This window comes from Rhodococcus sp. ACPA1 (assembly GCF_002300195.1).
In the GTDB taxonomy this organism is placed as follows: Bacteria; Actinomycetota; Actinomycetes; order Mycobacteriales; family Mycobacteriaceae; genus Rhodococcus_F; species Rhodococcus_F opacus.
In genome coordinates this window covers 446,685-468,386 of sequence record NZ_NSDX01000003.1, presented here as the reverse complement: position 1 = coordinate 468,386, position 21,702 = coordinate 446,685, and the positions used below count along the sequence as shown (strand labels likewise).

Annotated in this window: 15 protein-coding genes, 1 pseudogene and 3 riboswitches; of the genes and pseudogenes, 7 read left to right on the top strand and 9 right to left on the bottom strand. The window is 67.4% G+C overall.

Going from position 1 to position 21,702, the window contains the following annotated elements:
- Positions 1–33: 33 nt before the first annotated feature.
- Both CJ177_RS12675 and CJ177_RS12670 read right to left on the bottom strand, forming a co-directional pair.
- Positions 34–1,311: a hypothetical protein gene (locus CJ177_RS12675; protein WP_061697329.1), complete on the bottom strand. Its 1,278-nt coding sequence runs from the start codon at positions 1,309–1,311 to the stop codon at positions 34–36.
- Positions 1,312–1,431: 120 nt separating this feature from the next.
- Positions 1,432–2,085, bottom strand: coding sequence for a TetR/AcrR family transcriptional regulator (locus tag CJ177_RS12670; protein ID WP_061045955.1), 654 nt, complete (start codon positions 2,083–2,085; stop codon positions 1,432–1,434).
- Positions 2,086–2,161: 76 nt separating this feature from the next.
- Between CJ177_RS12670 and CJ177_RS12665 the strand changes: the two genes are divergently transcribed.
- A complete protein-coding gene (locus CJ177_RS12665) occupies positions 2,162–3,055 on the top strand; it encodes an SDR family oxidoreductase (RefSeq protein ID WP_095867869.1) in 894 nt (297 codons plus the stop codon).
- A gap of 30 nt (positions 3,056–3,085) precedes the next feature.
- A complete protein-coding gene (locus CJ177_RS12660) occupies positions 3,086–4,579 on the top strand; it encodes an NAD(P)/FAD-dependent oxidoreductase (protein WP_061697353.1) in 1,494 nt (497 codons plus the stop codon).
- 21 nt (positions 4,580–4,600) lie between these two features.
- Here CJ177_RS12660 and CJ177_RS12655 read toward each other — a convergent pair whose 3' ends face one another.
- Both CJ177_RS12655 and CJ177_RS12650 read right to left on the bottom strand, forming a co-directional pair.
- Positions 4,601–5,647 carry a YihY/virulence factor BrkB family protein gene (locus CJ177_RS12655; protein WP_061697332.1) on the bottom strand — a complete coding sequence of 349 codons (1,047 nt, stop codon included), beginning with the start codon at positions 5,645–5,647 and terminating at the stop codon, positions 4,601–4,603.
- A 54-nt stretch (positions 5,648–5,701) separates the two neighbouring features.
- Positions 5,702–8,140: a response regulator gene (locus CJ177_RS12650; protein WP_095867868.1), complete on the bottom strand. Its 2,439-nt coding sequence runs from the start codon at positions 8,138–8,140 to the stop codon at positions 5,702–5,704.
- A 197-nt stretch (positions 8,141–8,337) separates the two neighbouring features.
- Here CJ177_RS12650 and CJ177_RS12645 point away from each other — a divergent pair, with 197 nt between their 5' ends.
- Positions 8,338–9,693, top strand: a complete 1,356-nt coding sequence (locus tag CJ177_RS12645) for an MFS transporter (RefSeq protein WP_061045959.1) — start codon at positions 8,338–8,340, stop codon at positions 9,691–9,693.
- A gap of 69 nt (positions 9,694–9,762) precedes the next feature.
- Here the strand turns inward: CJ177_RS12645 and CJ177_RS12640 are convergent.
- The 5 genes and pseudogenes from CJ177_RS12640 to lipA all read right to left on the bottom strand — a co-directional run bounded on the left by CJ177_RS12640 (position 9,763) and on the right by lipA (position 15,388).
- Positions 9,763–10,989 (bottom strand): annotated as a pseudogene (locus tag CJ177_RS12640) (amidohydrolase).
- A 51-nt stretch (positions 10,990–11,040) separates the two neighbouring features.
- Entirely contained in the window at positions 11,041–11,778 is a 738-nt protein-coding gene (locus CJ177_RS12635) for a hypothetical protein (protein WP_095867867.1), read from the bottom strand.
- 29 nt (positions 11,779–11,807) lie between these two features.
- Entirely contained in the window at positions 11,808–12,536 is a 729-nt protein-coding gene (locus CJ177_RS12630; protein WP_025433394.1) for a DUF5058 family protein, read from the bottom strand.
- 87 nt (positions 12,537–12,623) lie between these two features.
- Positions 12,624–12,724: riboswitch (glycine riboswitch) on the bottom strand.
- 3 nt (positions 12,725–12,727) lie between these two features.
- A riboswitch (glycine riboswitch) is annotated at positions 12,728–12,819 on the bottom strand.
- Between the two features lie 201 nt (positions 12,820–13,020).
- Positions 13,021–14,394 carry a dihydrolipoyl dehydrogenase gene (gene lpdA / locus CJ177_RS12625; RefSeq protein WP_095867866.1) on the bottom strand — a complete coding sequence of 458 codons (1,374 nt, stop codon included), beginning with the start codon at positions 14,392–14,394 and terminating at the stop codon, positions 13,021–13,023.
- Between the two features lie 34 nt (positions 14,395–14,428).
- Positions 14,429–15,388 carry a lipoyl synthase gene (gene lipA, locus CJ177_RS12620; protein ID WP_095867865.1) on the bottom strand — a complete coding sequence of 320 codons (960 nt, stop codon included), beginning with the start codon at positions 15,386–15,388 and terminating at the stop codon, positions 14,429–14,431.
- 280 nt (positions 15,389–15,668) lie between these two features.
- A riboswitch (glycine riboswitch) is annotated at positions 15,669–15,760 on the top strand.
- Between the two features lie 122 nt (positions 15,761–15,882).
- On the opposite strand from lipA, the gene gcvP reads away from it, so the two are divergent.
- Genes gcvP through glyA form a run of 4 tightly spaced genes read left to right on the top strand, consistent with a single transcriptional unit; the run spans position 15,883 to position 21,656 of the window.
- The gene (gene gcvP / locus CJ177_RS12615) at positions 15,883–18,837 is read left to right on the top strand and encodes an aminomethyl-transferring glycine dehydrogenase (RefSeq protein ID WP_095867864.1); all 2,955 of its coding nucleotides are present in this window, start codon (positions 15,883–15,885) and stop codon (positions 18,835–18,837) included.
- Positions 18,834–19,949, top strand: coding sequence for a glycine cleavage system aminomethyltransferase GcvT (gene gcvT / locus CJ177_RS12610; protein ID WP_095867863.1), 1,116 nt, complete (start codon positions 18,834–18,836; stop codon positions 19,947–19,949). The genes gcvP and gcvT overlap by 4 nt, the downstream gene beginning before the upstream one ends.
- Before the next feature lie 37 nt (positions 19,950–19,986).
- Positions 19,987–20,391, top strand: coding sequence for a glycine cleavage system protein GcvH (gcvH, locus tag CJ177_RS12605; RefSeq protein ID WP_005250549.1), 405 nt, complete (start codon positions 19,987–19,989; stop codon positions 20,389–20,391).
- Positions 20,388–21,656 (top strand): serine hydroxymethyltransferase, encoded by a 1,269-nt coding sequence (gene glyA / locus CJ177_RS12600; RefSeq protein ID WP_095867862.1) that lies wholly within the window; start codon positions 20,388–20,390, stop codon positions 21,654–21,656. Before gcvH ends, glyA begins: the two co-directional genes overlap by 4 nt.
- Positions 21,657–21,702 lie beyond the last annotated feature (46 nt).

Sequence of the window (21,702 nt, the reverse complement as noted above, 5' to 3'; positions counted from 1 at the left end):
GTCCCGTTCGTCCGGGAACGGCAACCACTACCGCTACGGATGCGCCGGGGACAACTCCCAGCCGGTGCTCATGTCGCGGGCGAGGTCGGGCACCCGCCGCAGCACCCGCTGGCTCTCGACGAAGTCGCGGAACGGGATGGCCAGCAGGGCCCGCAACTCGCCCGGACGAACCTCGGCCAGCCGCTGGTAGGACGACGCGATGTCACTGACGATGTACTGCCAGCGCGGTTCGCGATCGGCCCAGTTGAAACCGGGCAGGGGCGTGCGGAGACGGTAGGCCGAGCCGTTCACGTCGCAGTCGACCGCCATCGGCACAACCTGTCCCGGTGCCCGCGAACCGGGAACCGAGGGTTGCGCCGCGAGTGTGGTGGCGTACGTGAGCGCGCGGCCGACGCCGTCACGGGCTGCCGCGGTGACGTCCCACTGATCGGCGATGATCTGATTCTGCTCGCGCGACGCCATCCGGAACAGCGCGTCCGCGTACCCGGCCTGAGTGCCGGAGAAGATGCCGTTCCATGCGATCTCGGCGTTCTCGTCGAGCAGTCCGGCGGCGGCCATCTCCTCCACAGCGGCCCTGCCCTCGTTCAGGTACGCCTCGTGCATGGGCACCATGTCGAAGTAGATGTGCTTCTGCATCATCAGCAGGCGCTTCTGATACCAGTCCACGTCCTCGGCGGTCATCGCCGGGCCGACGGTCGCGAGCGTTCTCGGGTCCGCGGGCAGGAGCGCCATCGCCTCGCCGGGCAACCCACGGACCGTGGACGCGACAGCGTTGCCGAGCGTGTGGACGGCATCGACTCCGAGCACAGTCCGGCCGAGGTCGAGGTCCCAGAAGCCGGCGGCGAACGAACCTCCCGCCAGCCCGGCCATCCCGGACCAGTAGAGCTCGGCGCGTTGGAGTTGGTACCGGCCGTAGTTCTCGTAGACCCGGTCGACCACCGCGGCGTTGGCGATCAGCCCCGCGTTCGGATCCCACGCGGCCAGGTCGATGCCGGACGCCTCGGATCCACGAGCGAGCCAATACTGTTGCAGAAGGGCGGAATACCGCTTCGGAGCGACACCGTCGGAGCGGGCGGCCGCCAGCGCGGCGCCGAGGACAGCGGACTCGGTGGGCAGCCGGGGGTCGAGTCCGCCGATCGACTCCGCTGCCGCGTTCGCCGGCGTGATGTCGAGCAGGCCCTCGTAGCCGGCGGCGTGCGCGAGGAGCGATGCCGGCGTCGCGAGGGCGGCCACCCCGAACAGCGCGACGAGCACCGCGCGGATGGTCGTGTTGCGGACCCACGGTGATCGGCAGTGCACAGCACTGGGCATGTCAGGTATTTAACAACATATATGTGTTGGCGTCAGGGGTTTGCCCGGATTGCCGCCGGCGCACGCAATCCCAGGTCAGCGCATGTGAGTGGCAAAGCGTGCGCCCGGACGCCGCGCCACTCACATGGGCTGGGGACCGAGCTGCCCCAGGACGGCCGAAAGGATGGTGTGCGCGCTGCCGATGACGGACTCGATCGGCTGCGGGTTCTCCGACAGCACCCATTGCTGGGCGATCATCAGGACGGCTCCCACCAGGCCGGTCGCGAGGGTGCGCAGGTGGAAGTCGGGAAACGCGGTCCGGTCGACGGCCGGGCCGATGACGACGAGAACGGCGTCCACGAACGACAGGGTGACGCGGCGGTAGGCGTTGTCGACCTCCGGCCCGACGCCGAGGACCTCCTGGAATGCGATCCGCGGGATCCGCGGGTCGTCGGCGACGGATCGGAAGAACGCGGTCAGCGCACCGCGAACCCGTGCGTCGAGATCGGTGCCGCCCTCCCCCGCACCGCGCAGGACGCTGTCCCGCAGGCGGTCGGTCACGCTCGCGTACGCGGCCAGGAGCAGGGCCTCGCTGTCGTCGAAGGACTCGTAGAAGTAGCGCTTGGTGAGCCCGGCGGTCGAACAGATCTTCTCCACCGTCGCGGACCGGTATCCGCTGGTCCCGAACACTTCGACGGCCGCGTCGACGAGGCGCACGCGGCGCTCTTCCTGACGCTGACGCGGACCCGCACCGCGGTAGGTGCGGCCCGTTCCGTCGAGCTTGGGCGAACTCACGCCCCCATATTGACACCGCACAGTTCCAGATACAAACTGACACCGAACGGTGCCAGATCACACGCCAGGAGATCCCATGCCCACGCTCAGGAACAAAGTCGCACTCGTCACCGGAGCCGCGCGTGGCATCGGCGCGGAAACGTCCCGCGCCCTCGCCCGCAAGGGCGTGAAACTGGTTCTGATCGATCTGGACGCCGAGCCATTGAATGCCCTCGCCGCCGAACTCGGCGACGACGTCGCGCTCGCCGCGACCGCCGACGTCTGCGATCTGGCCGCCGTGCAGAAGGCAGTCGACGCCGGTGTCGCGAAGTTCGGCGGCATCGACCTCGTGCTCGCGAACGCCGGCATCGCCAGCTACGGCTCGGTCATGCACGTCGACCCGGCCACGTTCAAGCGGGTCATCGACATCAACATCCTCGGCGTCTTCCACACCGTCCGAGCTGCGCTTCCGTCCGTGATCGACCGCAAGGGCTACATCCTGGTCGTGTCGTCGCTCGCCGCGTTCGCGCCCGCACCCGGGCTGGCCGCGTACAACACCAGCAAGGCCGGCATCGAGCATTTCGCCAACACCCTTCGTCTCGAAGTCGCGCACCACGGCGTCACCGTGGGCTCGGCCCACATGTCGTGGATCGACACACCGCTCGTTCAGGATGCGAAAGCCGACCTCACCGCGTTCAACCAACTTCTCGCCGCTCTACCGGGACCGCTCGGCAAGACGACGTCGGTGGACTCGTGCGTCGACGCGTTCGTGGACGCCCTGGCCGGGCGGAAGCGCCGGGTCTACGTGCCGCGGTGGGTCGAGCTCGTCGGCTGGCTGAAGGCGGTGGTGACGTCGCCGATCGGGGATCGCAACCTGCTGCCCCACGTCCCCCGCATCCTTCCGCTGATGGACGAGGAGGTCGCGAAACTCGGCCGGTCCACCAGCGCACGTAATGTCGCTCTCGGCGACGTCGCCGTAGACCCGAAGTAACCACCAGTCCCCGCCAGCGAGAGAGTGTTCATGTCACACACCGATACCGCCGCCGAGACCACCGGCGCGAAGGCGCCCGTCGAACACGTCGACGTGCTGATCATCGGGGCCGGACTGTCCGGGATCGGTGCCGCGTACCACCTGCAGGACAATTTTCCCCGACGGACCTACGCGATCCTGGAGAGCCGCGAATCGATCGGCGGCACCTGGGACCTGTTCCGCTACCCCGGCATTCGCTCCGACTCCGACATGTACACCCTCGGCTACCGGTTCAAGCCGTGGTCGGGTGAGAAGTCCATCGCCGACGGGCCGTCGATCCTCGAGTACGTCCGCACGACCGCCGCCGAGCACGGGATCGACCGGAATATCCGGTTCCAGCACAAGGTCGTTCGTGCAGAGTGGTCGACCCCGGACGCCCAGTGGACGGTCGACGCCGAGCGCACCGATACCGGTGAGACGGTCCGGTTCACCGCCAACTTCCTGATGTCCTGCAGCGGCTACTACCGCTACGACGAGGGCTACACCCCCGAGTTCCCGGGCCTCGACCGGTTCGCCGGGCAGGTCGTGCACCCGCAGAAGTGGCCCGAGGACCTCGACTACGCGGGTAAGCGGGTGGTCATCATCGGCAGTGGGGCCACCGCGGTGACGCTGGCTCCGTCGATGGCCGCCGAGGCCGCACACGTGACCATGTTGCAGCGCTCGCCCACCTACATCATCTCGATGCCTGCCAAGGACAAGCTGGCGAACCGGCTCCGCCGGCACCTTCCCGCCAAGCTCGCCTACAGCCTCACCCGCCTGAAGAACGCGTCGGTCGCAACCGCGATCTACCAACTGTGCCAGCGCTATCCGGACTTCATGAAGGGGCGCATCCGGCAGATGCAGGAGAAGTGGCTGCCGAAGGGCTACGACATCGACACCCACTTCACTCCCCGGTACAACCCGTGGGATCAGCGACTGTGTCTCGTGCCCAACGGGGATCTGTTCCGGTCCATCCGGAACGACGAGGTGTCGATCGTGACCGACCACATCGACACCTTCACCGAAACCGGTATCACGCTGAAGTCCGGTGAGGAACTGCACGCCGATGTCGTCGTCACCGCGACCGGCCTGAATCTGCTCGCGTTCGGCGGAACGACGCTCGTCGTCGACGGCCGCGACATCGACCTCACCGACACCATGGCGTACAAGGGGATGATGCTCAGCGGGGTGCCCAACTTCGCGTTCGTCATCGGGTACACCAACGCGTCCTGGACGCTCAAGGCCGACCTGGTGTGCGAGTACGTCTGCCGTCTGCTCGCACACATGGACGCGAACGGGTTCGCGCAGTGCGCCCCGGAGCGTGACAGTTCGGTCGAGGAGGAGCCGTTCCTCGACTTCGCCGCCGGTTACGTCCTGCGGTCGGTGGAGTCGTTCCCGAAGCAGGGGTCGGAAGCGCCGTGGCGGCTGCGGATGAACTACTTCCGCGACCTTCTGACATTGCGGCACGGCAAGGTCGTGGACGACGCAATGGCGTTCCGCCCGTGAGTACTTGTTAACCGCCCGCGGTTAACAAGTACTCACGGGCCCGGAGGGCCCACGTAGCGCCCTGCCCTCCTGCACGTATTGCTCGTACTTCTCGGCGTTCTTGTCGGAGACCCGCGTGTCGCGAGGCGGCAATTGCAGTTCGTCCTCGGCCGGCATGCCGGCCTGCAATTCGCGTCCGCGTTCGAGTTCGGCATCCAGTTCGGCACCGAAGAGCAACGCCAGATTGGTGATCCAGAGCCACAGCAGGAACACGATCACGCCGGCCAGGGAGCCGTACGTCTTGTTGTAGCTGCCGAAGTTGGCGACGTACAGACCGAACAGGACCGACGCGAGGATCCACGTCACGATGGCGAGGAACGCACCGGCGCTGACCCAACGGAACTTCGGTTGCTTCACGTTGGGCGTGACGTAATAGAGGATGGCCACGGCGACCACGACGACGCCGAGGACGAACGGCCAGCGGGCGATGTTCCAGACGGTCAGGGCGGTGTCGCCGAATCCGATCGCGTCACCCACCGAGCGTGCGACGGGGCCGCTCAGCGCGAGCATCGCCGCAGCGGCGGCCACCAGGACCAGACCGACGATGGTGACGGCCAGCATCAGCGGCCGGAGCTTCCACACGGGACGCCCCTCCTCGACTTCGTACATGCGGTTCATGGCGCGTCCGAACGCCCCGATGTAGCCGGACGCCGACCACACCGCGCCCAGCAGGCCGAGGACCAGCGCCATGCCCGCGGTCGGTGTCTCGACCAACTGCGCGATGGGTTCACGCAACGTGTCCACGGCGGAGGACGGCCCGAGGTCGTCGACCATCTGCAGGACCGCATCGGTGGTGCGCTGCCCCTGCCCGAACACTCCCAGCAACGAGACCAGCGCCAGCAGCGCAGGGAACAGCGACAGCACCGCGTAATACGTCAGTGCGGCGGCCAGGTCGGTGCACTGATCGCGCGTGAATTCGTGCGCCGTCTTCCTGATGACGTACCACCAGGAAGGTTTCGTCAGGTCCGCAGGCGAATCCGGCTTCCGCGGATCGTCGGGGTCCGGTTCGGCGTGCTGATCGTCGTTCATCGGTGACGCCTACCCGGAACCCGGCTCAGGGAAACTGCGGCATTCCCTTCGGCTCTACTCGCGGTCGGTGCCCGCGGTGAAGTTCGCGACGACCTCCGCCGCGATCTCCCGAAGTTTGACGTTGCGATTCTGCGAATAGGAGGCGAGCTTGTCGAAGGCGGTGTCGGCGTCGCACTGGAACGCGGCCATGGTCAGCCCGACAGCTTGGCTGAGGGTGGTGCGGGTATCCAGTGCCGTGCGCAGATGTGTCGACTCGAGCTCACTGTCCGTGATCAGAGTTTCACGAAGCCAGGACATTTCGAGATGAACACGCACCCGCGCGACGAGCTCGCTCGGCTGGAAGGGCTTGACGATGTAGTCGTCGGCTCCTTGGTTCAGCCCGTCGACGGTCGACTCCGTTCCCGCGCGGGCGGTGAGCAGGATGACCGGCAGCCTTGCCGTCGACTGCTCCGACCGCAGCTCGCGGAGGAAGTCGATGCCGTCGCGACCGGGAAGCATGACGTCGCTGAGCACGAGATTCGGTGTGCGGACGGCGACATGCTTCAGCGCGGACTCCGCGTCGGCGACGGCGTCGACGTCCCAGCCCTGCTCCTGCAGCAATCGGGTGAGGTACGCGCGCAGGTCCGGGTGGTCTTCGACGAGCAGGATGCGGTGGCCGTCCGCTCCGCGTTCGGTCGAAACCGCGACCTCGACGGACGGCTCCCGCTGTTCGACGTCACCGTAGGAGGTCACCGCGCCGATGGGCTGGTCGTCTGCCCGCGGGGTCGCGCCGTCCGGCGCCGGGATCCGCGGTACGCGGACGGTGAAGGTGCTGCCCCGGCCCGGGACGCTGTCGAGGTCGACGGAACCGCCGAGCGCCGCGGCGAGATCGGACACCAGGGAAAGGCCGATGCCGACGCCCCCACCGCTGCCCGACCCGCCGGCCTCGACGCGATGGAACCTGTCGAATACGCGTTCCCGTTCTTCGGCGGGAATCCCCACACCCGTGTCGGTCACGCTCAGCACCAACCGGCCGGCGTCCTGGCCGAGCGCTACGGACACGGATCCGGACCGGGTGTACTTGACCGCGTTCGAGACAAGATTCAGCACGATCTTCACCCACATCTCGCGGTCCAATTCGACCAGGCCGGAGACGTCGTCGAGATCGGTCCGGAGCGCGAGCCCCGCCTGCGCGGCGGCGGAATCGAACATGCTCACGCAGTCCGCCGTCAATTGGCCGATATCGGTCGGCTCCGTGTGTGGCAGAAGCTGGCCGGCTTCCGCCTTGGACAGATCGAGTAGGCCGTCGACGAGCTGCTGCAGCCGGACCGCCGCACGATAGGCGGCCGCGATCGCTTCGCGCCGATCTGCGGGCGACTCGTCCTCGGACTGCTCGCGCAGAGTCTCGAGGGGCCCGAGCAACAGGGTCAGCGGGGTACGGAACTCGTGACTGACGTTCTGGAAGAACCGCGTCTTCGCAGCGTCGAGTTCCGCCAGCGCAGCGGCGCGGTCCCGCTCGAACTCGTAGGCCAGGGCGTCCGTGATCAGCGTCGACACCTTCGCCGTGACCAGCTCGACGAAGCCCCGATACGCGTCGTCGAACGCGCGGTACGGACTGATCCCGAGCACCAGCACACCCACCGGCTCCGCGTGACCCGTCACGATCAACGGGCACAGCCTCACCTCGGTCACCGCCTTCGACCCGGCGGGCTCGGACTGCTCGCCCGACGCCCGGACGCGGTGGTGGGTGACGTCGGTCGCCGGGATCCGGGCGGGCCTGAACTCGCCGTCGTCGTCCACCCCGGCGGCACCGACGAGCACGAGGTCTTCGGACTCGTCGTCACCCGAGCCGCCGACCTCGCGGCGAAGATAGATCGCGGCAAGCGGAACGTCCTGTCCGTTGCCGCCGAGTACCCGCACGACCGCACGGCAGGCATCGACGAGCGGATCGTCGCCGCCTGCGGTGGAAACCGTGCCCAGTTGCCGCAGAGTCTCGAGTCGGCGCTCCCCGAGCACGGTCGCGGTCACATCGGTCGTCGCCACGAAGATCCCGGCGACGTTCCCGTCCTCGTCCTGCACCGGACTGTAGGAGAACGTCCAGTACGTCTCCTCGAGGTACCCGTGCCGCAGCAGGTACAGCGGCTGATTCTCCGTGTAGGTCGCTGCGCCGCCCGACATCACCTGCTCGGCGAGCGGTCCCACCTCGTCCCAGATCTCCGCCCAGCACTGCGCCCCGGGTTCACCGATCGCCGCTGGGTACTTCGCACCGAGGACCCGGGTGTACGCGTCGTTGAAGATCTGCACGAGCTCAGGTCCCCACCAGAGCAACATCGGGACCTCGGAGGGCAGCACGGTCCGTACCGCCGCCCGCAGTTCGACAGACCAGGTCTCGACCGGGCCCAGCGGCGTGGCCGCCCAATCGGTGCGGCGTAGCCGCTCCCGTGTCTCGCCCGGACCGGCGAACAACCGATCCGCCGACCAGGAGTTATCGAAACCCGAGCCAGTCACATCCATGGACCTTTCGCCCACTGCCGGTCGCCCGGTCCCCATCCAGTTGTCATCACTGAAATGATCACCCAGCACCGCATCCCACCGCCACTTCTGTATTCCGACATTCGGAAGTGAAGTTGGAAACGAGTGACCTGTCCGCCACGGTAGGTGAGTCGTGAGCCACATCACAGCCCACCTCCGAGGAAGAACAGGTCCCGCGCATGCAATTCGACCTACGCGAACGCATCGACAGCAGCCCTATGACGCGCTACCAATGGGGCGCCATCGCCATCTGCGGTCTACTCAACGTGCTCGACGGCTTCGACGTCCTCGTCATGGCGTTCACCGCACAGTCGGTGTCGCAGGAGTGGGATCTGTCCGGCTCGGTCGTCGGCCTCCTGCTCAGCGCCGGACTGTTCGGCATGGCCGCGGGATCGCTGTTCCTGGCACCGTGGGCTGACACCATCGGCCGCCGCGCCATGATCCTGCTGTGCCTGGCACTCGCGTCGACGGGCATGCTGCTGTCGGCGGTCAGCCAGAACGCGATGCAACTCGGCCTGCTCCGCGCCCTCACCGGCGTCGGCATCGGCGGAATCCTCGCCAGCAGCAACGTCATCGCCAGTGAGTACGCGTCGAACCGCTGGCGCGGGCTCGCGGTGAGTCTCAATTCCACCGGTTACGCCGTCGGCGCCACCCTCGGCGGAATCATCGCCGTCGTCCTGCAGAACTCGCTCGGCTGGCGTTCGGTGTTCCTGTTCGGCGGGCTGTGCACGGCGGCGATCATCCCCGTCGTCTACGCCCGGCTTCCCGAATCGATCGACTTCCTGCTCGTCCGGCGACCGGCCAACGCCCTCGACCGGATCAACGCCTTCGCCCAGCGGGCCGGTCAGCCGCGACTCGACGAGCTGCCCGCACCGCGTGCCGCCGCCACCGCCGACGCCGGATTCGCGATGCGCGTCCTGCTGTCCCCGCAGCGCCGCCGCAGCACACTCCTGGTGTGGTTCGCGTTCTTCATGGCGATGTTCGGTTTCTACTTCGTCACCAGCTGGACCCCGAAGCTGCTGGTCGAGGCGGGCATGTCCGCGAACCAGGGTGTCACCGGCGGAGTGCTCCTCAACCTCGGCGGCATCTTCGGCGCCACCCTGCTCGGGGCGCTGTCCGCACGTTTCGCCCTGAAGCGTGTGCTCATCGCCTACATGGCGACCGCGGGCGTTCTGCTGGTCGTCTTCGTCCCCGCCACCGCGTCCATCGTCATCGCGTTCGGACTCGGCGCACTGATCGGCGTCTTCGCCAACGGCTGCATCGCCGGGCTGTACGCGATCACGCCGTCGGTCTACTCGCCGGCCGTCCGGGCCACCGGCGTCGGCTGGGGCATCGGCATCGGCCGCGTCGGCGCCATTGCGTCCCCGATCGTCGCGGGCGCCCTCCTCGACCGCGACTGGTCGCCCACCCAGCTGTACATCCTCGTCGCCGCGTCCTTCGTCCTCGCCGGACTCGCCGTGTCGCGACTGCGATTCGAGAAGACCGGAGTGGACACCGGGGACGCCACCGCGGACGCACCGCTGACCACCCACTGAGGCGGCTCCGCCACCCGTGAGTGGTTGACGAGTGCAGAGACTCGTTAACCACTCACGGGCCCGGAGGGCCTAGATCCCGACCTTCGACAGGATCGCGGTCATCGCCGCCTGGACGCCGGTGGACAGGGTGGGTTCCGCGACGGGGGCGAAGAACGGTGAGTGGTTCACCGGCACAGGCTTTCCGCTCTCGAGGGTCTCCGCGGTGTGGCCACCGAACATCCAGAACACCGACGGCACGCCGATCGCCTCGGCGAGCAGACCGAAGTCCTCCGAACCCATCATCGGAGACGACGGCTTGACGTTGTTCTCGCCCAGCACCTTCTGGAGTTCGGCGACGAGTTCGGCGGTGGCATCGGGATCGTTGTAGTTGCGCGGGAACGTGTACAGCGCTCCTCGATCAGCGGCTTCGGCGCCCCGGATGCGGCAGCCTCGGCGTAGATGATGCGGCGCAGCGCGGCGTTGACCTGCTCGCGCACCTCGGGGTCGAGGGTGCGCACGTTGATCGTGAACTCGGCCCGGTCCGCGATGATGTTTTCCTTCAGCCCCGCGTGGAACGTGGCGACCGTGACCACCGCCGGCTTCATCGGGTGCACTTCGCGGGACACGATGGTCTGGATGCGGTTGATCATGTTGACGCCCTGGATGATCGGGTCGATCGAATCCTGGGGCTGGGAGCCGTGCGACCCCTGGCCGTAGACGGTGACCTTCAGCGAATCGGCCATGGCCATCGCGTCGCCACTCGTGACGTGCACGGTGCCGGCCAGCATCGGACCGACGTGCTGCCCGAAGACGATCTCCGGCTTGGGTGCCCGGTCCCACAGACCGTCCTCGACCATCGCCTTCGCCCCGGCCGCCGTTTCCTCGCCCGGCTGGAAGAGGAACACGATCGTTCCGGCCCACGCCTCCCGCGCACCGGCGAGCAGCTCGGCGACGGTAAGGAGGGTGGCGACGTGCGTGTCGTGGCCGCAGCCGTGCATCACGGGCACCTCGGTGCCGTCGTCGAGGCGCCCGGTGGCCGCGCTGGCGTAGTCGACGCCGGTGTCCTCCGCGATCGGCAGCCCGTCCGAATCGGCGCGGAAGGCCACCGTAGGGCCTTCGCCGTTGGTCAGGACACCCACCCACTCCGGTGCCGCCGCACACGAACGTGTCGATCCCGAGGGCGACGAGGGAACTCTGGATCAGCTCGGCGGTCTTGTGTTCCTGCATCGACAGTTCCGGGTTCGCGTGCAGGTGGCGGTAGAGGTCGAGCATCTTCGTCCGCAGCTCGTCGGTGAGCGCGATCGGCAGGTCGGTCATGAAGCCTTCTTTCGAATCAGGTGAAGGTGAGATGTCTCCGCGTATCGATTCTTACTCGATGGTCGCGAGCTCGGCCGGGCTCTGGTCGTTCTTGTCCCGGAGGAACCAGGCGAGGACCGCCGTGACGATCACCGCGATGGCGGTGGACGACAGCGCGAGGCTCGGCATCGCCGGAACCACGACGAACGTGATGATCGCGGCCACCAGCAGCGCGACCACCGTGGCCCGGGGCTGCTTCATCGACACGATCGCCTGCACGAGGACCGCCCCCAGGACCGAGGGAAGGATGTAGGAACGGGTGACGGTCACGATGTCGGTGGGAATCACGCTGACCAGCCAGGTGCCGAGCAGCCCGACGAACACGGCCAGCGACACGAGGTGCACCATCGCGGCGCCGCAGATCGCCAGGACCGCAGCGAGTTCGGCCCGCTTGGTTCCCGGTTTGGCTCCGATGTTCGTCTGCGCGATCAGCGCGGCAGGCAACAACTTGTTCGCGATGTTGCCGATCATGAACGCCTGGTACATCGCGGCCGGACCGAGGATGGGGAAATAGGTCAGGGGTTCGACCAGCCAGATGATGAAGAATGTCCCGGCCACCGCGGCGAACGCGGTCCACAGCTTGCCTGCGGTGACGTCCACCTCACCCGAGAACACCAGGTACAGGGGCGCACCGATCGACAGGAGCAACCCGACGATCATCGTGATACGACCCCAGCGGGATGTCGTCTTGTCGAACTCGGCGAGTTCACGGGCGCCGGTGGACACAGTTACGGCTTCGTCGGTAGTCATCGAAAAGTCCTTTCCGTGCGAGTCGTGAATCAGGAGGTGACCAGGTAGGTGACGGTGAGGGCCACGAGGATCGAAATGCCCAGCCCCCATTCGCGGAGCCAGCTCTTGCCGAATGTCCGGGCCACGAAGAGGCAGATACCCATCGCGACCGCGGAGGCGGCGAACGCGACGATGTGATAGCTGGACTTCGTCAATTCCTGGAATCCCAGCGACGCAAACGCGCCGATCAGGGCCGCGGACGGAACGACCGCCATCAACGCCGGATTCACCGTGCGGATCTTCGCGTCACCCCGCTCGAGCAGCGGGGTGAGGATGAGCGCGGACAGCATCCACATCACGCCGCCGATGCTCATCGCGAAGAAGGCGACGACGAAGACGTTCTGGGTGTACGTGTCGGCGCCGAGTTTCGCACCCATGGAGTCGGCGGCGATGCTGGCCGCGGACACGTCGTACGCGGCGGAACCGATCAGGCCGATGCGGGCCAGGACAGCGGGCGTGCCGAAGAGGGCGAGGAGGGCAATCGCCACGAGGCAGACCGCCAGGGACGGTCCGATCGCCGACACGGCACCGGAGCGGAACGATACCTTCATGTCTTCGGGTGACATGTCCGCGACGGGTGCCACCTTGCGGACCGCGGTCATGTAGATCGCCGACTGCACGACGATGACGACGAAGATGCCGGCAACGGCCACCCAGAGAACCGGCGAGTTGGCGACAGCCATGATGTCCGTGGATGCCCCACTAGCAGTCACATTCATGGATCTCCCAGGAAGAGTGAGCAACCGGCGAACCGATCACTCGAGCGATGTGAGGGTGATCCGGTGGATCACCTCGGCCGACACCCGCTCTGTTCCGTAACCTGAGAGTTTGGAGACACACTCGTGCGAGTGGTCATCGTGCCCCGTCGGTGAACGTGCCGTTACAGCCGACACGCTGCTCTCCAGAGTTCCCGACCCTGATTGTCCTGGTGCCTGAGAGTTTGTGGGTACTTGCTCCTTCGGCGCCCGGGACACGGTCCCGGGACTCTCCAGCCAGGTTCATAGGGAGAAACCATCGAGATGGTTCCGAATCGAACTGACTCGGGACGTACTGTTCCGCAGACGTATTACGAAAGCATGACTTCACCGTTCCGGTGTGTTAACTCGCACTCCCGGGCGGAAATCACCAGTGCGCGTTCGCATACCGAACACCCCATGTGAGTGGCAAAGCGTGCGCCGGCACACTTTGCCACTCACATGGGGGTCAGGCGTGGACGTGGAGTGGTTTGCCGGCCACTGCCATCAGCGCCTCACCGAGCGCCTCGCCCTGGGTGGGGTGGGCGTGCACGAACTTCGCCGCCTGCGCGGCGTCGACCTCGAAGTTGTAGAGCAGCTGCGCCTCACCGATCAGCTCACCGACTCGGTCGCCGACCATGTGCACACCGACCACGACCCCGGTCGGCGCCACCACGAGTTTGACCGCCCCCGACGTCTTCAGGATCTGACTCTTGCCGTTGCCGGCGAGGTCGTAGGTGACAGTCTCGACGTTCTCGCCGAACTTCTCCCGGGCCGCGGTCTCGGTCAACCCGACGGACGCGACCTCGGGGTGGGAGTAGGTGACACGAGGGATGCCGGTCTCGTCGATGACGTCCGGACGGAGCCCGGCGATTTCCTCGGCCACGAAAATGCCCTGTGGGAACCCGCGGTGGGCCAGCTGGAGCCCGGGGACGATGTCGCCGACCGCGAAGACGTTCGGCACCGTGGTGCGCAGTCGATCACTGGTCACCACGAAGCCCTTGTCGAGCATCACTCCGGTCTCCTCATATCCCATGGACGCGGTGTTGGGTCCGCGCCCCACCGCGACCAGCAGGACGTCGGCGTCGAGTACGTCGCCGGAGTCGAGGGTGACGGACACCGCGTCCTCGTCCTGCGTCACCTCCGCCACCCGCACACCGGTCTTCGCGGCGATCTTGCGACGACGGAATGCCCGCTCGAGGTACTTGGAGATCGTCTCGTCCTCGTTCGGCACCAGCCGCGGCATCGCCTCGACGATCGTCACCGACGCACCGAACGACGCCCAGACACTGGCGAATTCGACGCCGATGACGCCGCCGCCCAGGATGATCGCCTTCTTCGGGACCGACGGCAACACGAGCGCCTGGTCGCTGGTGACGACCCGGCCACCGATGCCGATGCCGGGCAGCGTTTTCGGCGACGACCCCGTTGCCAGGACGACGGCGCCGCCCGTGATCAACTCGTCGTCGACCTCCACTCCGTTGGGTCCGACCAACCGTCCGCGGCCGTTGACAACAGTGATGCCGTACGAGTCGACGAGGCCCTGCAGTCCCTTGTGCAGGCGGGTGACGATCGTATTCTGGTAGCTCAGCACCTTCTCGAGGTCGACACCGTCGAACGTGACGTCGACACCGAACTGCGAGGCCGTGCGCGCACTGTCGGCGACTTCGGCGGAGTGCAGCAGCGCCTTCGTCGGAATGCACCCCTGATGCAGGCACGTGCCGCCGAGTTCGTTCTCCTCGATGAGAATGACCGAACGGCCCAGTTCGGCCGAGCGGATGGCGGCCGCGTAGCCGCCGGAACCGCCGCCGAGGACGACGACATCTGCAGATCGGTGGGACATGGGAACTCCTTGCTGGAACGGAAGAGAATGGGGTTCAGTGAACTGCGGACGCGGCGACGGCCTCCGCGTGCAAGCGACCGGCACGGTAGGAGGAGCGCACGAGCGGACCGGACAGGACGCCGAGGAATCCGATCTCGCGGGCGATACCGTCGAGCATGACGAACTCCTCCGGTTTCGCCCACCGCGCCACCGGGTGATGCCGGGCCGACGGCCGGAGATACTGCGTGATCGTGATCAACTGGCAGCCGGCGGTATGCAGGTCCCGGAGGGCCTGGATCACCTCGTCCGTGGTCTCCCCCATCCCGAGGATCAGGTTCGACTTGGTGATAAGACCGTCCTCCCGAGCCCGCGTGATCACCGCGAGGGACCGCTCGTACGTGAAGGCGGGCCGGATACGACGGAAGATCCGGGGAACGGTCTCCACATTGTGCGCGAGTACTTCCGGGCGGGTGTCGAACACCTCGCGTAGTTGCGCGGCGTCGGCATTGAAATCGGGGATCAGCAGTTCGACGCCGGCGCCCGGGCACAGTTCGTGAATCTGCCGGACCGTCTCTGCGTACAGCCAGGCGCCGCCGTCCGGCAGATCGTCGCGGGCCACGCCGGTGACAGTGGCGTACCGAAGGCCCATGGTCCGCACCGACTCCGCGACCCTCCTGGGTTCGCCCCGATCGAGTGCGGCGGGACGGCCGGTGTCGATCTGGCAGAAGTCGCACCGCCGGGTGCACTGGCTTCCGCCGATGAGGAACGTCGCCTCACGGTCCTCCCAGCAGTCGAAGATGTTGGGACATCCCGCTTCCTGACACACGGTGTGCAGGTTCTCGCGATCGACGAGGGCGGCGAGGTCCCGGTATTCGGCGCCCGTCCGCATCTGCACCTTCATCCACGACGGTTTGCGTTCGACCGGGGTCTGGGCATTGCGGACTTCGAGGCGGAGCAGTCGGCGGCCGGGAGGGGCGAGCGGAGCGACGGGGGGTGACTCAGGGACTGTAGTCATGGGTGACTCCTACGACCGGTCGAAACCGGTCGGTATGTGACGTCGGGGCGCGCGGTGGACAGCGCGGCACCGGGGAAGGTGAGCGGGAGGGCGAGCACACATCGACAACCGTTGCGGCTGCGGGCATCTGGGCTCTCATCTCTCGGCGTGTGCGGTCACGTCCGAGCGAAGATCCATCGAGGATGCCAAACGACGAGGACTTTTGGCAACACCGTCGGTCCGAGGAGACAAACCCGCGGCGCCTGTGTACTGTTTGGCAAATCACAACTGAAGACGCCGTTGACGCGCAGCGGGAGAACCTCCGTTTCGGAGGCGCCGTAGGAGCAACTTCCTCCCCGGGAATCTCTCAGGCCCCAGTACCGCAGCGCAGAGGCAACTCTGGAGAAAGTATCGGCCGCACGGCCGGAACTTACCGAAGGTGAAGAGCACGCCGCAGTTGCGGTGCGCCCAAACTCTCAGGTTTCAGGACAGAGCGGGGAGGTGCCCCCTTGTCGATGTCCGGTGCGGTCCGGACTCAACGAAACCGGAGTCACCTCGTGCCAGCAGAACCCCGCACCGCCACTCACGGCGCGCCCCTCACCAGCGACTTTCCGTCCCGCCACATCGGTCCTGATGCCGCCGCGTCCCGGCGCATGCTCGACGCCCTCGGTTATGACAGCCTCGCGAACCTGATCGACAGCGCGGTGCCCGAGCAGATCCGCAGTTCACAGCCCTTGAATCTGCCGACGGCGAGGTCCGAGCAGCAGGTTCTCGCCGACCTGCGCACACTGTCGGAGCGCAACGAGACCCGCGTCCAGATGATCGGCCTCGGATACTCCGACACCATCACGCCTGCGGTGTTGCGGCGGAATATGCTCGAGTCCGCCGCCTGGTACACCGCCTACACCCCGTACCAGCCGGAGATCTCCCAGGGCCGGCTGGAGGCACTGCTGACGTTCCAGACCGTCATCGAGGATCTCACCGCCCTTCCGCTGGCCGGGGCATCGCTGCTCGACGAGGCCACCGCCGTGATGGAGGCGGTGCTGCTGATGCGGCGCGCGAACAAGTCGAAGGCCGCCAAAAACCGCGTCGTCCTCGACGCGGACTGCCTGCCGCAGACACTGGCCGTCGTTCGGGGACGAGCGAAGGCGCTGGGCATCGAGGTGGTGGTCGCGGAACTGTCCGGGGAACTGCCGGACGGTGACATGTTCGGGGTGGTCTTCCAGGCGCCCGGTGCGAGCGGCGCTGTGCGCGACCTCGCTCCGATGATCGCCGCCGCGAAGGCGCGCGGCGCGCTGACCACCGTCGCGGCGGACCTGCTGTCGCTGACGATCCTGACGCCGCCCGGCGAGCAGGGTGCCGACATCGCCGTCGGGTCGGCGCAGCGTTTCGGTGTGCCGTTGTTCTTCGGCGGACCGCACGCCGGCTACATGGCCGTGCGCGGCGGACTCGAGCGCATGCTGCCCGGCCGCCTCGTCGGAGTGTCCGTCGACGTCGACGGGAAGACGGCCTACCGGCTGGCTCTGCAGACCCGCGAACAGCACATCCGGCGTGACAAGGCGACCAGCAACATCTGCACGGCGCAGGCACTGCTCGCCAACGTCGCCGCGATGTACGCCGCCTACCACGGGCCGGAAGGGTTGCGCGCCATCGCGAACCGGGTGCACGCCCACGCGACGACCATCGCCGGAAGCCTGCGCGCCGCCGGTCACACGATCGTCCACGACAGGTTCTTCGACACGGTTCTCGTCCGGGTCCCGGCGGGCGCCGGGGCGATCGTGGAGTCGGCCGACCGGGACGGCATCAACCTCCGTCTCGTCGACGCCGATCACGTCGCGATCGCCTGCGACGAGTGCACCACCGACGACATCGTCCGGCGGGTGGTTACCGTGTTCGGTGCGCAGCCGACGACCGTCGCGGTGCTCGAACTGCCGTCGGCACTCGCCAGGACGTCGAGTTACCTGCAGCACAGGGTGTTCCACGATCACCGCTCGGAAACCGCGATGCTCCGCTTCCTGCGCACGCTGTCGGACAAGGACCTCGCCCTCGACCGCACCATGATCCCGCTCGGATCGTGCACGATGAAACTCAACTCCGCTGTCGAGATGGAACCGATCAGCTGGCCCGGGTTCGCGTCCATCCACCCGTACGCCCCGGTCGCGCAGACGGCCGGCTACCTCGAACTCGTCGCCGACCTGGAACGCTGGCTCGGCGAGATCACCGGCTACGACCGGGTGTCGTTGCAGCCCAACGCCGGATCCCAGGGCGAGCTGGCCGGGCTGCTCGCGATCCACGGCTATCACGAATCCCGGGCCGACTTCGGACGCAACGTCTGCCTCATCCCCCAGTCCGCGCACGGAACGAATGCCGCATCCGCGGTACTCGCGGGCATGAAGGTCGTCGTCGTCGCGACCGCGGAGAACGGCAACATCGACGTGGGCGATCTGCGCGCGAAGATCGCGGCGCACGAGGGCGCGGTGGCCGCGATCATGTTGACCTACCCGTCCACGCACGGCGTGTACGAGAACGACGTGCGGACGGTCTGCGATCTGGTTCACGAGGCCGGCGGGCAGGTGTACGTCGACGGCGCGAACCTCAATGCGCTGGTCGGTCTCGCGCAGCCCGGCAAGTTCGGCGGCGACGTGTCACACCTGAACCTGCACAAGACGTTCTGCATCCCGCACGGCGGCGGCGGTCCCGGTGTCGGGCCTGTCGCGGTGCGCGAGCATCTGGCGCCGTTCCTGCCCGGCAATCCGCTGGGCGGTGACGACCTCGGCACCCCGGTGTCGGCCGCCAACTACGGATCGGCGGGCATCCTGCCCATCACCTGGGCGTACATCGCGCTGATGGGTCCGGACGGGTTGACGAGTGCCACCGAAACCGCGGTGCTCGCCGCTAATTACGTCGCCAGGTCACTGGATCAGCACTTCCCCGTCCTGTACACGGGCCCTTCCGGTCTGGTGGCGCACGAGTGCATCCTCGACCTCCGGCCGGTCACCAAGGCGACCGGCGTGACCGCCGAGGATGTGGCAAAACGGTTGATCGACTACGGATTCCACGCACCCACCCTGTCGTTCCCCGTCAACGGCACACTGATGGTGGAACCGACCGAGTCCGAGGACCTCGCCGAACTCGACCGCTTCATCGAGGCGATGATCTCGATCCGCCGCGAGATCGACCTGGTCGGTGACGGCGTGTGGCCGCTCGAGCGCAGCCCACTGCGTCAGGCCCCGCACACCGCCGAACAGGTGACCGCGGACGAGTGGAATCTGCCCTACCCGCGCCACCTGGCCGCCTACCCCGTCGCGTCGCTTCGCACCGCCAAGTACTGGCCCCCGGTGCGCCGCATCGACGGCGTCCACGGCGACCGCAATCTCGTCTGCTCGTGCCCGGCGCCCGAGGCCTTCGAGAACACCACCGACATCGACGCTTCGGCCATCGCCGAGACCCCCGAGGAGGCCTTCGCATGACCCTCACCACCACGCCCGCGTCCCCGCTGCTCGGCGAGCACGGCGCGCTCGGAGCCCATTTCACCGACTTCGCCGGCTGGCAGATGCCGCTGAAGTACGACAGCGAACTCGCCGAACACCACGCCGTCCGGACCGCGGCAGGGTTGTTCGACCTCTCGCACATGGGCGAGATCGCGGTCACCGGGCCCGAGTCCGGAGCGGTACTGGATTACGCTCTGGCCGGCGAACTCTCGAAGATCGGCGTCGGCCGGGCCAAGTACTCCCTCCTGTGCAATGCGGACGGCGGGGTCATCGACGATCTGGTCGTCTACCGTCTCGCCAACGAGCATTTCCTCGTGGTGGCCAATGCGGCCAACGCGCCGACGGTGTACCGCGAACTGGCGGCACGCGTCGAGGGCTTCTCCGCCAAGGTCGACGATCAGTCCTCGGAGACCGCGCTGATCGCGGTGCAGGGACCGGCCGCCCAGGACATCGTGCAGTCCCTCGTTCCCGCCGAGCAGGTCGAGACGGTGGCGGAGTTGAAGTACTACGCCGTCACGCGCGCGGTCGTCGCCGGCATCGACGTCCTCCTCGCCCGCACCGGGTACACCGGGGAGGACGGCTTCGAGCTGTACGTGCCGAACGAGCTGTCCGCGCCGTTGTGGCGCGCACTGCTCGACGCCACCACGACCCGCGGCGGCGTCCCCGCCGGCCTCGCGTGCCGCGACACCCTCCGCCTCGAGGCCGGAATGGCACTGTACGGCCACGAACTGAACCTCGACACGAATCCGTACGAGGCCGGGCTCGGCAAGGTGGTCCGGCTCAACAAGGACTTCGTCGGCCACGATGCCCTGCAGACGTTGTCGGATCAGGCCCCGCAGCGGGTGCTCGTCGGACTCGCGGGAACCGGCCGCCGGGCCGCGCGTGCCGAGTACACCGTGTTGGACGCGTCCGGCGAGTCGCCGGTCGGCACCATCACGTCCGGGGCGCTGTCTCCGACGCTCGGGCATCCGATCGCGCTCGCGTTCGTGGACGTCGCGTTCCGCGAACCGGGCACCCAACTCACCGTGGACATCCGCGGCAAGAAGGAACCGTTCGTGGTCACCCCGTCGCCGTTCTACCGCCGCTCCTGAGCCGTTCCCACCCACTTCAGCCCCGAAAGGGTCACACATGTCTTCGCACGCCTTCCCTGACGACCGCAGCTACACCGACGACCACGAGTGGGTCCTGATCGAGCCCGGCGCCACGCTCCCCGACGAACCGGTCCGCGTCGGCATCACGTCCGTCGCCGTCAACTCGCTCGGCGAACTCGTCTTCGTCGACCTGCCGGAGGTCGGTGCGACCATCGTCGCCGGCGAATCGTGCGGCGAGGTCGAGTCCACGAAGACCGTGTCCGAGCTGTATCCGCCGGTGAGCGGCCGGGTCACCCTGATCAACACCGCCGCCGTCGACGATCCGGGACTGGTCACCTCCGACCCCTACGGCGAGGGCTGGCTGTTCGCCGTCCAGCCGTCCGCCGCCGGCGAGCTCCTCACCGCGGCCGAGTACGCCGAGAAGAACGGGGTGCAGGCATGAGCGTCCTGAACCGCGACCTCGCGGATTTCGATCCGGACGTCGCCGCACTGATCGGCAAGGAGCTCGAGCGTCAGCGCACCGGCCTCGAGATGATCGCGTCGGAGAACCACGCACCCCTTTCGGTGATGCAGGCGCAGGGTTCCGTGCTGACCAACAAGTACGCCGAGGGGTACCCGGGCCGGCGCTACTACGGCGGCTGCGAGCACGTGGACACGATCGAGCAGCTCGCCATCGACCGCGTCAAGTCGCTGTTCGCCGCCGAATACGCCAACGTGCAACCGCATTCGGGTGCCACCGCGAACGCGTCGGTGATGCATGCGCTGATCAAACCGGGCGACACGATCCTCGGACTCTCCCTCGCCGACGGCGGCCACCTCACGCACGGCATGCGCCTCAACTTCTCCGGCAAACTCTACAACGTCGCCGCGTACGGGGTGTCCGAGCAGGACTACCTCATCGACATGGACGAGGTGGCGAAGGCGGCGCGCGAGCACCGGCCGCAACTGATCATCGCCGGCTGGTCGGCCTACCCCCGGCACCTGGACTTCGCCCGCTTCCGGGAGATCGCCGACGAGGTCGGCGCGTACCTGATGGTCGACATGGCCCACTTCGCGGGCCTGGTCGCCACCGGGTTCCACCCGTCCCCCGTCCCGCACGCGCACGTCGTCACGTCGACGACGCACAAGACCCTCGGCGGACCCCGCGGCGGCATCATCCTGACCAGCGATGCGGCCATCGCGAAGAAGATCAATTCCGCGGTATTCCCCGGTCAGCAGGGCGGCCCACTCGAACACGTGATCGCGGGCAAGGCAACGGCATTCAAGATGGCGGCCGAACCCGAGTTCGCGGAGCGTCAGGAGCGCTGCCTGGACGGTGCGAAGGTACTCGCCGAACGGCTCAGCCGACCCGACGTCAAGGAAGCCGGAATCAGCGTCCTCACCGGCGGCACGGACGTGCACCTCGTCCTCGTCGACCTGCGGGATGCCGCCATCGACGGGCAGCAGGCCGAGGACAGGCTGGACGCGATCGGAATCACCGTCAACCGCAACGCCGTCCCGTTCGATCCGCGGCCGCCGATGGTGACGTCCGGTCTGCGCATCGGCACACCGGCACTCGCCGCCCGCGGCTTCGGCAGGGACGACTTCGTGACGGTCGCCGACCTGATCGCCCGGGCCCTCGTCGCGCCCGCCGACGCGGACACGTCCGGGTTGGCCGCCCAGGTCCGGGCGCTCGCGGACAAGTACCCGCTCTACCCGGGCTTGTAACTCGGTGACAATATTTCCCGCCTCGACCCTTCCATCCGCTCCTCAC

Coding starts and splice junctions, on each gene's coding strand:
- CJ177_RS12675 (WP_061697329.1), bottom strand. CDS start 1,311: ATGCCCAGTGCTGTGCACTGCCGATCACCGTGGGTCCGCAACACGACC.
- CJ177_RS12665 (WP_095867869.1), top strand. CDS start 2,162: ATGCCCACGCTCAGGAACAAAGTCGCACTCGTCACCGGAGCCGCGCGT.
- CJ177_RS12660 (WP_061697353.1), top strand. CDS start 3,086: ATGTCACACACCGATACCGCCGCCGAGACCACCGGCGCGAAGGCGCCC.
- CJ177_RS12655 (WP_061697332.1), bottom strand. CDS start 5,647: ATGAACGACGATCAGCACGCCGAACCGGACCCCGACGATCCGCGGAAG.
- CJ177_RS12650 (WP_095867868.1), bottom strand. CDS start 8,140: ATGGATGTGACTGGCTCGGGTTTCGATAACTCCTGGTCGGCGGATCGG.
- CJ177_RS12645 (WP_061045959.1), top strand. CDS start 8,338: ATGCAATTCGACCTACGCGAACGCATCGACAGCAGCCCTATGACGCGC.
- CJ177_RS12635 (WP_095867867.1), bottom strand. CDS start 11,778: ATGACTACCGACGAAGCCGTAACTGTGTCCACCGGCGCCCGTGAACTC.
- CJ177_RS12630 (WP_025433394.1), bottom strand. CDS start 12,536: ATGAATGTGACTGCTAGTGGGGCATCCACGGACATCATGGCTGTCGCC.
- lpdA (WP_095867866.1), bottom strand. CDS start 14,394: ATGTCCCACCGATCTGCAGATGTCGTCGTCCTCGGCGGCGGTTCCGGC.
- lipA (WP_095867865.1), bottom strand. CDS start 15,388: ATGACTACAGTCCCTGAGTCACCCCCCGTCGCTCCGCTCGCCCCTCCC.
- gcvP (WP_095867864.1), top strand. CDS start 15,883: ATGTCCGGTGCGGTCCGGACTCAACGAAACCGGAGTCACCTCGTGCCA.
- gcvT (WP_095867863.1), top strand. CDS start 18,834: ATGACCCTCACCACCACGCCCGCGTCCCCGCTGCTCGGCGAGCACGGC.
- gcvH (WP_005250549.1), top strand. CDS start 19,987: ATGTCTTCGCACGCCTTCCCTGACGACCGCAGCTACACCGACGACCAC.
- glyA (WP_095867862.1), top strand. CDS start 20,388: ATGAGCGTCCTGAACCGCGACCTCGCGGATTTCGATCCGGACGTCGCC.